11 protein-coding genes are annotated in these 13,313 nt (G+C 58.1%); 5 read left to right on the top strand and 6 right to left on the bottom strand.

Annotated elements, in window-relative coordinates; genetic code table 11:
- The first annotated feature begins 210 nt into the window (after positions 1 to 210).
- On the top strand, positions 211 to 1,173 hold the full coding sequence (locus ACQZ5N_RS07580; RefSeq protein ID WP_448732573.1) for a glycosyltransferase family 32 protein: 963 nt from the start codon (positions 211 to 213) through the stop codon (positions 1,171 to 1,173).
- Here the strand turns inward: ACQZ5N_RS07580 and ACQZ5N_RS07575 are convergent.
- Together ACQZ5N_RS07575 and ACQZ5N_RS07570 are read right to left on the bottom strand one after the other, a co-directional pair.
- A complete protein-coding gene (locus ACQZ5N_RS07575; RefSeq protein WP_448732572.1) occupies positions 1,165 to 1,908 on the bottom strand; it encodes a polysaccharide deacetylase family protein in 744 nt (247 codons plus the stop codon). The two genes, ACQZ5N_RS07580 and ACQZ5N_RS07575, sit on opposite strands and share 9 nt — an antisense overlap.
- A complete protein-coding gene (locus ACQZ5N_RS07570; protein WP_448732571.1) occupies positions 1,905 to 3,002 on the bottom strand; it encodes a glycosyltransferase family 4 protein in 1,098 nt (365 codons plus the stop codon). Before ACQZ5N_RS07570 ends, ACQZ5N_RS07575 begins: the two co-directional genes overlap by 4 nt.
- Before the next feature lie 127 nt (positions 3,003 to 3,129).
- On the opposite strand from ACQZ5N_RS07570, the gene ACQZ5N_RS07565 reads away from it, so the two are divergent.
- The gene (locus ACQZ5N_RS07565) at positions 3,130 to 4,470 is read left to right on the top strand and encodes a nucleotide sugar dehydrogenase (RefSeq protein ID WP_175422035.1); all 1,341 of its coding nucleotides are present in this window, start codon (positions 3,130 to 3,132) and stop codon (positions 4,468 to 4,470) included.
- Between the two features lie 4 nt (positions 4,471 to 4,474).
- The gene (locus tag ACQZ5N_RS07560) at positions 4,475 to 4,957 is read left to right on the top strand and encodes a class I SAM-dependent methyltransferase (protein ID WP_020808511.1); all 483 of its coding nucleotides are present in this window, start codon (positions 4,475 to 4,477) and stop codon (positions 4,955 to 4,957) included.
- Between the two features lie 34 nt (positions 4,958 to 4,991).
- Here the strand turns inward: ACQZ5N_RS07560 and ACQZ5N_RS07555 are convergent, their stop codons facing one another.
- The 4 genes from ACQZ5N_RS07555 to ACQZ5N_RS07540 all read right to left on the bottom strand — a co-directional run bounded on the left by ACQZ5N_RS07555 (position 4,992) and on the right by ACQZ5N_RS07540 (position 11,163).
- The gene (locus ACQZ5N_RS07555; protein ID WP_448732570.1) at positions 4,992 to 6,686 is read right to left on the bottom strand and encodes an adenylate/guanylate cyclase domain-containing protein; all 1,695 of its coding nucleotides are present in this window, start codon (positions 6,684 to 6,686) and stop codon (positions 4,992 to 4,994) included.
- 209 nt (positions 6,687 to 6,895) lie between these two features.
- On the bottom strand, positions 6,896 to 7,756 hold the full coding sequence (locus ACQZ5N_RS07550; protein ID WP_448732569.1) for an MBL fold metallo-hydrolase: 861 nt from the start codon (positions 7,754 to 7,756) through the stop codon (positions 6,896 to 6,898).
- 190 nt (positions 7,757 to 7,946) lie between these two features.
- Entirely contained in the window at positions 7,947 to 8,402 is a 456-nt protein-coding gene (locus tag ACQZ5N_RS07545) for a cyclic nucleotide-binding domain-containing protein (protein WP_003521299.1), read from the bottom strand.
- Positions 8,403 to 8,445: 43 nt separating this feature from the next.
- Complete coding sequence (locus tag ACQZ5N_RS07540) at positions 8,446 to 11,163, bottom strand: ABC transporter ATP-binding protein (RefSeq protein WP_269831337.1); 2,718 nt, start codon at positions 11,161 to 11,163, stop codon at positions 8,446 to 8,448.
- A gap of 102 nt (positions 11,164 to 11,265) precedes the next feature.
- Here ACQZ5N_RS07540 and ACQZ5N_RS07535 point away from each other — a divergent pair, with 102 nt between their 5' ends.
- Positions 11,266 to 11,469 (top strand): hypothetical protein, encoded by a 204-nt coding sequence (locus ACQZ5N_RS07535; protein ID WP_448732568.1) that lies wholly within the window; start codon positions 11,266 to 11,268, stop codon positions 11,467 to 11,469.
- A 38-nt stretch (positions 11,470 to 11,507) separates the two neighbouring features.
- Positions 11,508 to 13,313, top strand: a complete 1,806-nt coding sequence (locus ACQZ5N_RS07530; protein ID WP_448732567.1) for a serine aminopeptidase domain-containing protein — start codon at positions 11,508 to 11,510, stop codon at positions 13,311 to 13,313.

The raw sequence follows: 13,313 nt of genomic DNA, 5'->3' as shown, positions 1-13,313 counted from the left end.
CCAAAGGGTTCCTTGCCGTCTCTTTATCGTTGCCTTGTGACAATTTGCTCAGGAGGGCTTAAATCCACGTTATCGCAGGGTTTGTTGTCTGTCTATGCCTCTGAAACATCGAATTGTTTAGCGAATTCAAAGCCGGCTTCCGAAACACGACGGCTTGCCTGACGCCTTTTGTTTGGCGATATGTTAACGAGCGTTTCTGGATGAGGATCCATGTCCGACAAGAAATATTACGATGCCCAGCTGGACAAGGCCCGGCAGTTGCAAAATGGCGGTCAGTATGCGGAAGCCAATGCGCTTCTCTTATCGCTGGTTGCAGCAAAGGACGGCCACCTGATGGGTGAGCGAACGGTGCTCGGTCTGCCGCGCCGACTGCATGCGGCACGGCTGCGCCTCGCCAAGGCCGAGGGCGATACGGTCGCCAAGATCGGTTATCAATATACGCTTGTTCCACCCCCGCAGGTGCTGGAGAAATATGCGCGGTTTTCCACGGAAGAACGTCGCACGATCAGCCTCAAAAGCCGTGAAGATGTGCCAAGGCTCATTCACCAGATATGGATCGGGGAAAAAGCCCCGCCGGTATCGGTTGAGGCATGGGCCGCCCACGCTTCGAACCATGGTTACTACTATCGGCTCTGGCGGGAGGCCGATCTTGAGCGGGAAGGCGTGTTTTCGAACGGCGTCTTCAAAGCCATGCTGGACAAGGGCGATTATCCGGGCGCGGTGGATGTGGCCCGTTATATCCTGCTGGAGCGGTTTGGCGGCATCTATCTCGATTGCGACTGGTATCCGGCGCGGGACGATGTGAGTTTCGATACATTCCTGCCTCTGGCGGGGCTGACGGTGTTTGACGAAAAAACGCCGCGGGACACGGGGCAGGGCAGCATGCTGCTTGCCAATTCCTTCATCGCTGCGCCTGCCGGACATCCGGTTTTCAGCAGGATGCTGGAAGCCTTTCCCGGTATTATCGAAGACATGCCGCGCGCGCCTGCCTGGTGGTCGACCGGCCCCTTGATTTTCACCATCATCGCCCGGGCGGGAAGTATCAGCCTCGCGCCAGCGGGGTTCGTTGCTGCGTCCCTTCCCGACCGCGCCCCCTTTGAGACGGTGGAAGCGGTCAGGCGGAAACTTTCGACTGAGGCGAGCGGGTTGCTGATCGCCTGGAAATCATGGTGAGATTTCGTCGACGAGGTCTTTTGAAGAACGCCAGCGGGCGGCGGGATGTTCGGCGGTCACCTCGAAAAGCCGTCTCAGGAAGCGCCAGACATTGTCGTCATGGACGAGATGGTGGGTGAGGATGCCGGTCGTGCCGCCGTTTTCGGCGGTCGTCAGGATGCGGGCGGCGGTCTCCGAAAAGAGCACGTCGTCGTTGCGGCCACCGCGGCTGCCGTGCCAGTCGATCACATCGACATGGGTGTTCAGGCAGGGCGGCAGGGTGCTTTTCTCCGGGCCGAAAACGGATAGGGCGCGATATCCGAGGCCCGCCAGTACCTTCACGATACCGGCATCTATGCGGTTCCACGGCGGCACGAGCATCGGCACCAAACGCCCGCCATGCAGGTCGTGGAGTTTATCCAGTCCGGATTGCAATTCATCGAGAACGACAGCGGGATCGCGATGCGATCCGAGTTCCTGTTTCTTTTCCTTCTCGCCGGCATAATTCGTATGGGACCAGCCATGCACGGCGACCTGGGCAATGTCCGACACATCCAGATGCTGTGCGAGCTTATCGGTCGTCATCTCGGGGATGACCGCGAGCGTGACCGGAGCGGAAAAGCCGCCGCAAAGATCGAGCAACGTGTCGAGCGCGGGCGTCGGCTCCACCGCATCGTCGTCGCGGAGCCAGAGATCGGCGGATATGCCGCGCCGCCCGCATTCGTCCAGTGCCGCAACGAGTTTTTCCAGACTCATGATCTTCGCGCCTTTGCTTGCAGCAGGATATGGTTCAGTTCTTTTGCGGCATTTTCCAGAGACCGTTCATTCCTCACGAATTGCCGGGCCGCCCGTGCCAGTTCTTTGCGCTGTCTGTCGTCGCCGAGCAGGGTTTTAATCGCGTCGGCATAGGCGGCTCTATCATTTTCTGGTGTCAGTAATCCTGTGGCGCCGGATTTTACCACCTCGGGGACGCCGGCCACTTCTTCGGCCACAACGGGCAGGCCGGCAGCCTGCGCTTCGAGATAGGCGAGACCATAGGCCTCGCCATGGCCCGGCCAGACATAGAGAGAGGCTTTTGAAAGAAGCATTGCGATATCGGCCGTGGTTTTTTCCCCGTGCCAGACGAGACGGTGGTTGGGAAACGCGCTGAACATGGCTTGCACGGCCGTGCGTTCCGGTCCGTCGCCGACGATATCCAGCGTCCAGTCGAGATCCTGCGGCAACAGGGCGAGCGCTTCAGAAAGGGCGCGATAGCTGTCGAGCTTGTCACCCGCCCGCATCATGGCGACGGTGATGAGCCTTGCGGGTGTCGGCTGGGGCGTGTTCTTGAGAAAGGCCTCGGCATCGATGAAGGGCGGCAGCATGGCCCAGCGAAGAATGGGCGAGGCCTGCGCGAGGCCTTCACGATCCCGCGCGGTGAAGCAGATATTGATGGCGGCGGCGTTCAATGCGGCCAGCAACCCATCCTGAACCGCCTGCCATCCCATCCCATTTCGTTTCGGCGAATAAGACGCTTCAGCGCTGACATAGGGGATATCGAAATGTTTGCTCAGTTCCGGTCCGAGCAAGTCCGGCGCCTTGTAATAAGGATGGTAACAAAACCAGAGATCCGGTACGCCATCCCGTCGCCAACGTCGTGCGACGATCTCGATTTCGCGCTCGGCCTCATCGGCGAGCAAGGCCCTTGCCGGGTCATCCGGCTGTTTCAGGAAGCTGCGCAGTTCCGAAGCGACGGAAACATCGTGACCGCCCATCGTGATCGCCGTCATTAGCAAACGGGCCATCAGCCGGTCGCCGGAGGGAACGGGATGGTTGGGAGATTTGAGCGGCGCATAAAAGGCGATCTTCATGGCGATGGTTGTGCGTTGGCGGTGGCTTGGGCGTCAACCGGAATTTGAAAGGGCCGAGCCTTGACAGGTCCGTCATTCTTGCCCAACTGAAAGGCATCTTTTGCACATGCGCGGAGCGTGACACGCTTTGACTTCCCCAGACATTTCCCGGAACCTGCTTTCCAGCATTGAAAACAAAAGCGCCAAAGCGGGGGTGATCGGCCTCGGCTATGTCGGTCTGCCGCTTGCCATGACGATCGCCAGGGGCGGTTTCAAGGTTGTCGGTTTCGATATCGATCCCGGTAAAATTACCGCGATCGAGGCCGGGCGCAGCTATATCGAGGCCGTTTCCGATGAGGTGCTGGCGAGTGTGAGACAGGATGACGGCTTTGTCGCCACCTCGGATTTTTCCAGGCTGGCCGAATGCGATGTCATTGCCATCTGCGTGCCGACACCCCTGACGAAATATCGCGAGCCGGACCTTTCTTATGTCGAAAAGACCTGTCGCGATATTGCCGCCCATCTGCGTAAGGGGCAGCTCGTGGTTCTGGAATCGACCACCTATCCCGGCACGACTGACGGGGTGGTGAAGACCATTCTGGAAAGCACGGGGCTCGTCTCCGGCGTCGATTTCTTCATCGGTTTTTCACCTGAACGGGAAGATCCCGGCAATCGCGATTTCGAGACCTCGACGATTCCGAAGGTTGTCGCTGGCGATGGCGAGGCGGCCGGAAAGCTGATGGCGGCATTTTACGGTTCGGTGGTCAAAAAGATCGTCCCCGTCTCGACAAATGCCACGGCCGAGGCGGTCAAAATCACCGAAAACGTCTTCCGCGCCGTCAATATCGCGCTGGTCAACGAACTTAAGGTCGTCTACGAGGCGATGGGTATCGACATCTGGGAAGTGATCGATGCGGCGAAGACCAAGCCGTTCGGTTTCATGCCGTTTTATCCCGGCCCGGGCCTTGGCGGCCATTGCATACCGATCGATCCTTTCTACCTCACCTGGAAGTCGCGCGAATATGAATTGCCGACGCGGTTCATCGAACTGGCCGGTGAGATCAATACCGGCATGCCGCGTCACGTCATCGGGCGGGTCGCGGAGGCGCTCGATATTCATTCCGGCAAGGCGCTCAGCCGCTCGAAGGTGCTGGTCGTCGGCCTCGCCTATAAAAAGAATGTGCCGGATATTCGCGAAAGTCCCTCGCTGAAGCTCATCGAGCTTATTCAGGAGCGTGGTGGCGAAGCGGCCTATTTCGATCCCCACGTGGCCGAAATCCCGAAAACCCGGGAATATAGCCATTTGATGGGCATGAAATCCGTGCCGTGGGACAGGCAGGCGATCGGCGCCTTCGACGCCGTTCTCGTTGCGACCGATCATGACAATGTGGATTATGCCGCTCTAAGCGAATGGGCGCCGCTTATCATCGACACGCGCAATGTTTTCGCGCGTCGGGATATAGCCGCAAAACACATCATCAAGGCCTGATAACATGAGCAGACTCGATAGTTTCATTCGCCGGCTGACCGCGCAGCGGGATATCCTCAATCATGTCGCAGCCGATCTCGATCTGCCGGATGAAGGCGCGCTTATGGAAATCGGCCTTGGCAACGGGCGCACCTTCAATCACCTGCGGGAACTGTTCCCCAACCGCCGCATCATCGCTTTCGACAGGGCCATGGGTGCGCATGCCTCCTCCGTTCCGGCGCAGGAGGATCTGGTGATCGGTGAAATATCGCAAACCGCTCCGGCTTTCATCGGCTCGGAAGCAGCATTCGTGCATGCCGATATCGGCACGGGCTATCCGGAAAAGGATGCGGTCACCCTTACTTGGTTGCCCGATCTTGCGGCGGGCATGCTGGCGAAAGGCGGTCTCGCGGTCAGCGGTCTGCCTCTGGATCATCCCATGTTGAAGCCGCTGCCGGTGCCGGCAAGCGTGCCGACGGACCGTTATTTTCTCTATCGCAAGATTTGAGATCGGATGCCCCGATGGGTGTGTTGGCGCTATTTCATAAATAGCGCTCGCTCTCTTCTTTCGAGAGCAGGAAGACCTTCATTTGCGAGTTGCGGCCGCGAATGGCGATTTCTTCGCTTCTGAGATCGGCAATCTCCTGTCCCGCCTGAATGATGGCCGGTTCGGAAACAACGATGGCTGCGCCGAATTCCTTGGCCTTGGATTCGAGCCTGCTTGCCACGTTGACGGTATCGCCGATGGCCGTCAGGGTTTTGGCCGCGCCATATCCCATGACGCCGACGATGCTCGGACCGGAATGAATGCCGACGACGACTTCCAGGCGGACGGCGAATTGTTTCTCCAGCCCCTCGTTCAGAATTGCGATATCCCGCAATATGGTCGCGGCCGCCTTCATGGCGTTGCGGCAGGCATGTTCCGCGTCCTCGCCAAGTCCGAAAAGCGCCATGGCGCCATCGCCGATGAATTTGTCGAGATGGCCTCCCGCCTGCTCGACGGCCTGGCCGACGATGGTGAAATAGCGGTTCAGAAGGAAGACGACATCATAGGGCAGCTTCGCTTCGGAAAGCGTGGTGAAGTTGCGCAGATCGCAAAAGAGGATGGCGATTTCCTCTTCCCGGCCGGGGCGGGCCGGTTGCGCATCGGCCGGCAGGTCGCTCTGCTGGGGCGGCGAAACGAGAAGCGCGATATCAATATCGCTGGTGGGGCGTAGCTGACAGCCGAGCCGGATATCCGAATCGGCATGGATGCGCCTCAATGTGGTTTGCTCGATGTCTCCCGGTGGCGGCAGCGGGCCTTTGCTGTTCAGAACCTTGACCCGACAGGTTGAGCAGCGCCCCTTGCCGCCGCAGACGGAGTAATGCGGAATTCCCGCAAGGCGGCTGGCTTCCAGAATGCTGAGACCGGCAGGTACATGTGCCTGCGCGCCATGTTCATAGCGGATTTCGATCGCCGTCAATCGTTGCCGAAAGCTGCGTACGCCACGCATGACGAAAACCAGCATTACCGCGCCGACGAACAACGTCTCCGCTGTACCGGTGATGAAACGGATCTGTGTTTCCATTTCCCGCTGCAGTGGCAGCTCGTCCTTTTGAATCGTATTGTCGGCAAGTCCGGGTGGAAGCGCGTATTTTTCATCGATTTCCGCCAGCCAGCGGCCGGCATCGCTGAAGCCCAGCAGCGCCAGCAGCGGCAGCATAACGGCCACCGTCATGAACAACCCGGCTATCCGCGGATACCAGTCCCGGTAACGCAGCCAGAAATAGAGGCCAATGCATCCGTGGACCCAGATCACGATCAAGGCGAGGCTTTGCCAGGCGCCCTGTATCGGGTTGTTGATCCACAGCCTGCGGATGACCGAATAATAGCCGACATCGATGCCATAAAGCATATGCGACACACGGATATTGACGGCGTGGCCGATGATCAGGAACGGGATCGACAGACCGAAGATGACCTGAAGCGCTTCGCGGAGCGGCATGCGCAGCGTTCTGCGCAGATAAAGCGAGCGCAGAACAAGACAGACATGCACCAGCACCGAACCGTAAAAAAGCAGGCTGCTGACGGGGTTGAGCCAGATCAGACTGAACCATTTTCGCGCCCGTTCGGCGGTATCGATGGAGATGAGTGCGAGGGAGTGATTGAAAAGATGGGAAAATACGAAAGCAAATATGATGAGGCCGGATAAAATCCGGGCGCGTCTCAAATTGGTCTCCGAAAAGAAACGGATCATGCAAATCCCATCATGTGGTCATTCAGCGCAGAATCATCATGTAGTATGTGGTGGCACCCTTATTGCAGGCCGTCTCGTGGCAATATCGTGGAGCAATCCATCGGAAACGGTCAATTGTGCGTGTTCGAACGACCGCATGGCAAGGGATGTCGAATTCAGGGTTTCGAAAAAGCGGTCGGACAGGCCGACTTCGGAGGAGCCAGATTGCGTCAGAGCTCGATGATCTGGCCGTCCATGGCCGCGAAGGCGCCACTGAACTGGGCTTTCGCCTGTTTTTCGATATTGTCCAGTTCTTCGTCGCTGCGGCTTGGGGCGTGGTGGATGAAGCCGACATTTTTTGCGCCAGCGCGTTTGGCGAGGCGGATCGCCTGTTGCCAGGACGAGTGGCCATAGCCGCGATAAAGGCTCATTTCCTCATCGGTGAACATGGCGTCATAGAGGAAAAGGTCGACGTCCCTGATCAGGTCGAGCACGGTTTCGTCCATATCGCCCGGCTCATGTTCGGTGTCGGTGATGATGGCGAGGGACTTTCCTTCCCAGTCTAGCCGATATCCGATGGCGTTGCCGGGATGGTTGAGCATTCCGGTTCTGATCGAAAGGCCGGGATGCACATCGAGTGCATCGCCCGGCATGAAGTCCCGCGTGTCGATTTTTGCGCAGCAGATTTCCAGCGGCACGGGGAACCACGGCGGGCTCATGAAGTCCTTGAGCATTTCCCGGGTGGTCATGGTGCCGGCGAGGTGGCCCGACCAGATGGCGACATCGTTGGAGCTGTTATAAAAGGGCTTGAAATAGGGGAAGCCGACAATGTGGTCGTAATGACAATGCGAGAAGAACAGGTTGACGTCGGTAATGCCTTCCGCCCGCAGCGCAAGGCCAGCGGGATGCAAGCCCGAACCCGCATCGAACAAAAGAACGTGATCGCCGCATCTCACCTCGATGCAGATGGTATTTCCGCCGTATTTTCGGAAGTTTTCACCTGAAACAGGAAGCGTTCCCCGCGCACCCCAGATCTTTACCCGAAAATTTCTATTACTTTCCCGACTTGCTGCGTCGGAATCGAACGCCATGACACACCCCAATAGCAACGGAATCTTGCACGCTTTCCTCCCATGAAGCCCGTTGTCTCTATAGATTCTTATATCCGCTCGTTTCTGGCGGACGCCTTTACCCCTTATTCAGTCAGCATTTCATTTATATTGCAATAGTACGACATTTATTTTTCCAATATCGCCATTCAAGGTAGCAAGGAATTGTCGTTTATGTCCGGGCGCCTGCCCGCGCTTTGCTCAGTTCCGCCGTCGTCTGGGTGAGGCGTTCGGCCAGAACGCGCATGACCTTGATCGTGATGTCGGGGAAATCGGACATGAGCTTGAAGAACTGTTCCTTGCCGATGCGCAGGGCTTCCACATTGGTGGAGGCGCGAACGGTCGCGGTTCTGACGCTATCGCAGAGGATAGCGATTTCGCCGACAATGGCATTGCCGGTCATTTCGGCCACTTTCAGCGTGCCCGAAGGGGAATCAACCAGAACATCGACTTTTCCGGTCAAGACGACATAGGCCGCATCGCCGACATCTCCCTGATGAAACAGCACGTCACCAGCATGATAGGACACCCGGTCGGATGCGAATGCCAGTAGTTTGAGCTTTGACGGTTCCATTTCCGAAAAAAACGGCACCCTTTTCAGCATCTGAATTTCGTCTTTAAACAGCATTGACTTACCCTGTTCTTGTTCCACCTCGGTCACCTTCTTGGATTTATGTTGCGACCATGTCCTTGAATGTACCGTTTTCCTCGGCGAGAGTCTCGTAACTTCCGTCGGCGGTGATCAGGCCCTGATGAACAACGATCACACGCTCGAACATGCGGGAGAGCGTCGCATTCGACAGGACCCATATGATCGACGGGTTATTGTTGTTCTGTTTCAGGAGTGTGATGACCCGCTCGACAATTTCCTCCTGTTGTCGGGGATCGAGGCCGGGAAGAGGGCGGTTGAAGACGTAATAATCGGACTTGCGGATCAGCGCCCGTGCCAGATTGAGCTTCTGGCGCTGGAGCGGGCCAAGCCGCTTGCCGCCGGCGCCGAGGTTGAAGTCCAGGCCCACCGCCAGCACGCGTTCATAGACACCCTGCTTGCGCATGACATCGGCGACGATGCGGGTGATGCGCCGCGAGGCGTCGGTGTAGCGATGGCTGACCTTGCCGAACAGGATATTGTCCAGCAGGCTGGTGGCGCTCATATATTTGGTCGGATCGTAGATTTCGATCACGTTTTTCAGGCTGTCGGGCAGGTTCTCATGGAACATGTGCCGGACTTCGACGATCCGGTTCATGATTTCCGGCGATAGCAGGCCGAAACGCTGGCGAGGCTCGATGTAGAAGAAGCTGAGCCGCAGCATTGCGCGCTTTTCGCTTTCATTGGCCTCGTCGAAACTCCGGCTCTGAAGGCGTTGCAGCATTTGCTGATACACCGGAATGTCGTCGGGCGTCATGAAGGTGAGCTGCTGGAAGAAGGGGTGGTCTCCCGGCAGGTCGGCGAAGATTTCCACGATGTTTTCGGCAATCGTGTAACCCATCTCGAACAGGGTTTTCACGAGGCCCGTTTCGCGCATCAGGGAGCGGAAATAGTCGCTTTCGATGACGGTTCGGATCGTCTGGGAGGAATCCCGCATGGTGCCGAACAGCAGGTTTTCGCCAACCGTCGCCTCGCTGTTATAGCTCTCCAGTTCAAATGGTGCGATGAGGCCGCTCAGATTTTCCTTTTCGAGCTCCGCACGCAGCACATGCCGCAGTTCAACGATGCGGGCGGCGAGATGCAGGTCGGTCAAAGGGTCGATCGAGGACCGCAGCGCAAACTCCAGAATATCCTGCGACAGTTCTACGCTGTCGAGGACGGCCAGAATGGCCCGGATGAGATTTTCCGGCCTGCCGTCGCCGGCCGGGCTCGAAGCGTAGTCGATCCATTCGCTGTTGATATCGATCAGCGGATTGCCCGCCATCTTGGCTTCGCGGATTTCCCACTTGCGATGTTCCAGCGCTGCCCCCTCATAGTCCCTGTCCGCAAGCGGGGCGTGTTTGAGGCCGTAAAGCAGGTTGTCCTTCAGGCTGGCGTGGAAGAAATAGCTGTCCGAGGACACGTAGGAAATGCGCCGCCCGGTCAGCGATTCCGGCAGTTCCAATATGTCGACGTCGTTGATGCTGATCTTGCCCGAGGTTGGCCAGAGCGTGCGGCCGATCGCATCCGCCAGCGCCTCGGCGCCCGAGCCGCCGACGATGGCGATCACCTCGCCCGGCTCGACCTTCAGCGATGCCTGTTCCAGAAGCCGGCTGCCGCTATCGTCCTCCAGTGTCAGATTGGCGACGACGATCGGGGCGCTGATCGCCGCGACTGCGCCGGGAGACAGTTTCTGAACCTTTTCGTCGATCATGTTCGGGGCATCGAACTGCTCGAAGACCTGCTCGTATTTCACCTGCACGTCCTGACGTGCCTGATCCCAGTCGATCAGTTCCTTCAGCGGTCCGGGCAGTTCCTTATAGGCATTGATGACGGCGACCAGCTGCCCGACATCGAGACTGCCCTTCAGTGTGAGATAACCGCCGAGCGCATAAAAGAAGAAGGGAGTGAGCTGTGCGAGGAAGTTATTGATGAACTTGACCAGAAACTTCCACTGGTAGAGATCGTAGCGGATCTTGAAGATGTCGCCGAGCCGGTGCGAGGCATCCGCACGCTCGTAATTCGACGTGTCATAGGCATGGATGGTGCCGATACCGTCAACCATTTCGCCGATTCGTCCGGCAAGCTGGCGGGCGCTCAGCTGCCGCTGGCGGCCGAGTTCGATGAGGCGGCGGCGCATTTTGGGAATGATGCCCACCTGAATGGCGGCCATGAAAGCCGCGATCAGGCCCAGCCAGAAATTCTGAACGAGAATGAAGAAGAGCGCGGAGAGCGCTTGGCCGCCGAGAAGGGCCGGCTGCACGAAGGCGTCGCCGGTAAAGCCGCCGAGCGGCTCCACCTCGTCCTTCACCATGCTGGAGATTTCCGCACCTTTGACCCGCTTGAAATGGGAGGGTGGGAACCGCAGGATCTTGTCGATGAGCTCGAAGCGGATGCGCCGCAGAAGCCGCTCGCCAAGGCGGCCCTTGTAGGTATTGATGTAATATTTAAAGAGCCCGTTGATGATGACAAGCGCAAGGAACGTCAGGCTGAGCGCCATCAGCATCGACATGCGGTTGAGCTCAAGCCCGGGGAATAATGTCACGGTGCCCCAGTAGGGAATATCGACCGTGAGATGCATGAAAAGCTGCGTCGCATTCGCCCCTTCGAAACCATCCCCCTGAATTGGGCCGTTGACGATCTGCTTGGGCAGATCGAAGGCGAGGAAATAGGGGATCATCGACAGGGCCACGATCAGCAGAATGAAAAGCTGCTGCCGCCTCGTGTGCGACCAGATATAACGCGTAAGGCTTTGTTCCATATAAAACTTCTATGACCTGTCGGGCGTGGCCCGGCGTGTTGGTTTGCGCGGTGTCTAGACGATCCGGTGGCCGGGTGGCGCAACCTCCTCCTGCAAATAGGTATGGGACTCGCTATTTATCAGTATATTCAAGCGGTTTCGAGCAAAATAGCGGCCCCGCCGGGACTTGCCTGTCATCCCGGTGTTCGTTTTTGCAACGTGCTGGCGGCAATGGATATAAATGCGACTATATTTTTAGACTTCTCTAATGTTGTTGTTTTTATTGTAGATCAGGCGGTAAGACGCTTCGATACAATGATCCCGTAATGGTTGAGCCAGACACTGGCGCAATGATGGCAAGGTCGATGGCGATAGATATTTCAGAGCGTACAGGCAGCGATCCGTTTCTTGATGCATTGTCGCTTTCCGGCATTGCCTCGCATGGGGCGGTTGCGCATCCGGTCTCTTTTGATGGGCTCACCGGGATTTTCCATCCGGCGCGCAAGGACGTCAGACAGCGCCATGCCGTTCTTTTCGTCAGCCCATGGGGCATGGAGGAACTGTGCAGCCGCAAGTTTCAACGGGTACTGGCCGAGCGGCTGGCGGCTTGCGGTGTCGCCAGCCTGCGATTCGATTATCTGGGCGCGGGTGACGCCTTCGACCCTGATGATGCGGGCCGTGCAGCGGACTGGATTTCCGACGCGCGCGCGGCGCTCAACTGTCTGAAGCGTCTTTCCGGCTGCGCCGAAGTGGTCGTTGTCGCTCAGGGTCTTGGCTGCCTGATTGCTGCACAGGCGTTTGCCGATGTGGCTGAAGTGGGTTCCATGGCGCTTCTGGCGCCTGTCGTTTCCGGCCGCGCCTATCTGCGTGAGCTGGCGATGTGGTCCTCCATGATCGACGATGGCCTCGGTCTTCGGCCCGCGCAACGGATGACGGAGGCGGGATCGATTGCCGGCATGGCCATGCCTGCCGGTGTTGCCGATGCGATCAGGAAGGCCAATCTTTCAAATCTGACCGCTGCTCCGGCGCGCAGCATTCTGGCGCTTTCCCGGCCGGGCCGCGTAACCGATGCCGATTTCGCCAAGCATCTCATCGTGATCGGCGGTGCGGTGGAGGAGGCGGAGTTTTCAGGTTACGACGATCTCGTCTCCAGCCCTACGCTTTCGAAAATATCCGACGATGTGGTCAACCGGCTGGTCGATTGGGTGCTCTCCCAGACCCATGCCGAGAGTCCGGCGATCCCCCCGGAGGATTTCACAGTCAATGCCCCGCAGCGTGGGCGCGGTTTTGTCGAGCAGCCGGTGCAATTTGGAGAAGGCGGGCGGCTTTTCGGTATTTTTTGCGGGCCTGACGACCGGGAAGTGGTTTCTTCGGTTCTTCTGCTCGGCGCCGCCTATGACCGGCATGCGGGCTGGGGCAGGCTTTCCGTACAGATGGCCCGTACATTGGCGCGCGAGGGGGTGGCATCGCTTCGCTTCGACGCGGCCAATATTGCCGACAGTCCTCCGGTCAAAAACGTGCCCGAGCAGGTTCTTTACGATGCCGCGCAGAATGACGACGTGGCTGCCGCACTCGATTTTCTCGGCAAGCGCGGCAAGGGGCCTTTCATTGCAGCGGGCCGGTGCAGCGGCGCTTATCTCGCCTTCAACGGCGCAATCGCCGATGAGCGGATCGGTGCCGTGGTCGCGGTCAATCCGGTTGTCTTCCATTGGCGCAAAGGCCGCTCGGTGGATGAGGCCCTGCATAAACGCCCGCGTTCCTTCGGGGAATACAGCCAGCGCTTTCGACAGGGCGCGACATTCAAGCGTCTCATCAGCGGCGATGTCGATGTGGCAAGTGCGGGGCTGAATATCGTCAAAGCGACGATCAAGAGGCTTTCGACAAAAACGGCGAGGCTGTTCCGCAGGGGCAGCGAGGAAGGGCGTGCCGTCTATGGTGCGTTCGACAAATTGAAAGCGAATGATACCGCCGTTCATCTGCTCTACAGCGACAACGACGATGGTCTGGAGCACTTCCAATATTACTTCGACGCCAATGGCAAAGGACTGGCCGCCTATAAGAACGTGTCGCTGACCATTATTCCCGATGCCGATCACAATCTTTCAACGCCGGAAGCCAGACAGATCTATATCGACGCGGTGAAGCGGCTGGCTCTCGAGCATTTGCGGTAA

It is taken from the genome of Agrobacterium sp. 22-221-1 (assembly GCF_053522445.1).
This window is presented reverse-complemented; position numbering and strand designations above follow the sequence as displayed.

What these genes read in the sequence shown, in the direction of transcription:
- ACQZ5N_RS07550 (WP_448732569.1), bottom strand. Translation starts at nt 7,756, where the DNA reads ATGGCGTTCGATTCCGACGCAGCAAGTCGGGAAAGTAATAGAAATTTT.
- ACQZ5N_RS07540 (WP_269831337.1), bottom strand. Translation starts at nt 11,163, where the DNA reads ATGGAACAAAGCCTTACGCGTTATATCTGGTCGCACACGAGGCGGCAG.
- ACQZ5N_RS07575 (WP_448732572.1), bottom strand. Translation starts at nt 1,908, where the DNA reads ATGAGTCTGGAAAAACTCGTTGCGGCACTGGACGAATGCGGGCGGCGC.
- ACQZ5N_RS07560 (WP_020808511.1), top strand. Translation starts at nt 4,475, where the DNA reads ATGAGCAGACTCGATAGTTTCATTCGCCGGCTGACCGCGCAGCGGGAT.
- ACQZ5N_RS07535 (WP_448732568.1), top strand. Translation starts at nt 11,266, where the DNA reads ATGGGACTCGCTATTTATCAGTATATTCAAGCGGTTTCGAGCAAAATA.
- ACQZ5N_RS07530 (WP_448732567.1), top strand. Translation starts at nt 11,508, where the DNA reads ATGGCGATAGATATTTCAGAGCGTACAGGCAGCGATCCGTTTCTTGAT.
- ACQZ5N_RS07545 (WP_003521299.1), bottom strand. Translation starts at nt 8,402, where the DNA reads ATGCTGTTTAAAGACGAAATTCAGATGCTGAAAAGGGTGCCGTTTTTT.
- ACQZ5N_RS07555 (WP_448732570.1), bottom strand. Translation starts at nt 6,686, where the DNA reads ATGATCCGTTTCTTTTCGGAGACCAATTTGAGACGCGCCCGGATTTTA.
- ACQZ5N_RS07570 (WP_448732571.1), bottom strand. Translation starts at nt 3,002, where the DNA reads ATGAAGATCGCCTTTTATGCGCCGCTCAAATCTCCCAACCATCCCGTT.
- ACQZ5N_RS07580 (WP_448732573.1), top strand. Translation starts at nt 211, where the DNA reads ATGTCCGACAAGAAATATTACGATGCCCAGCTGGACAAGGCCCGGCAG.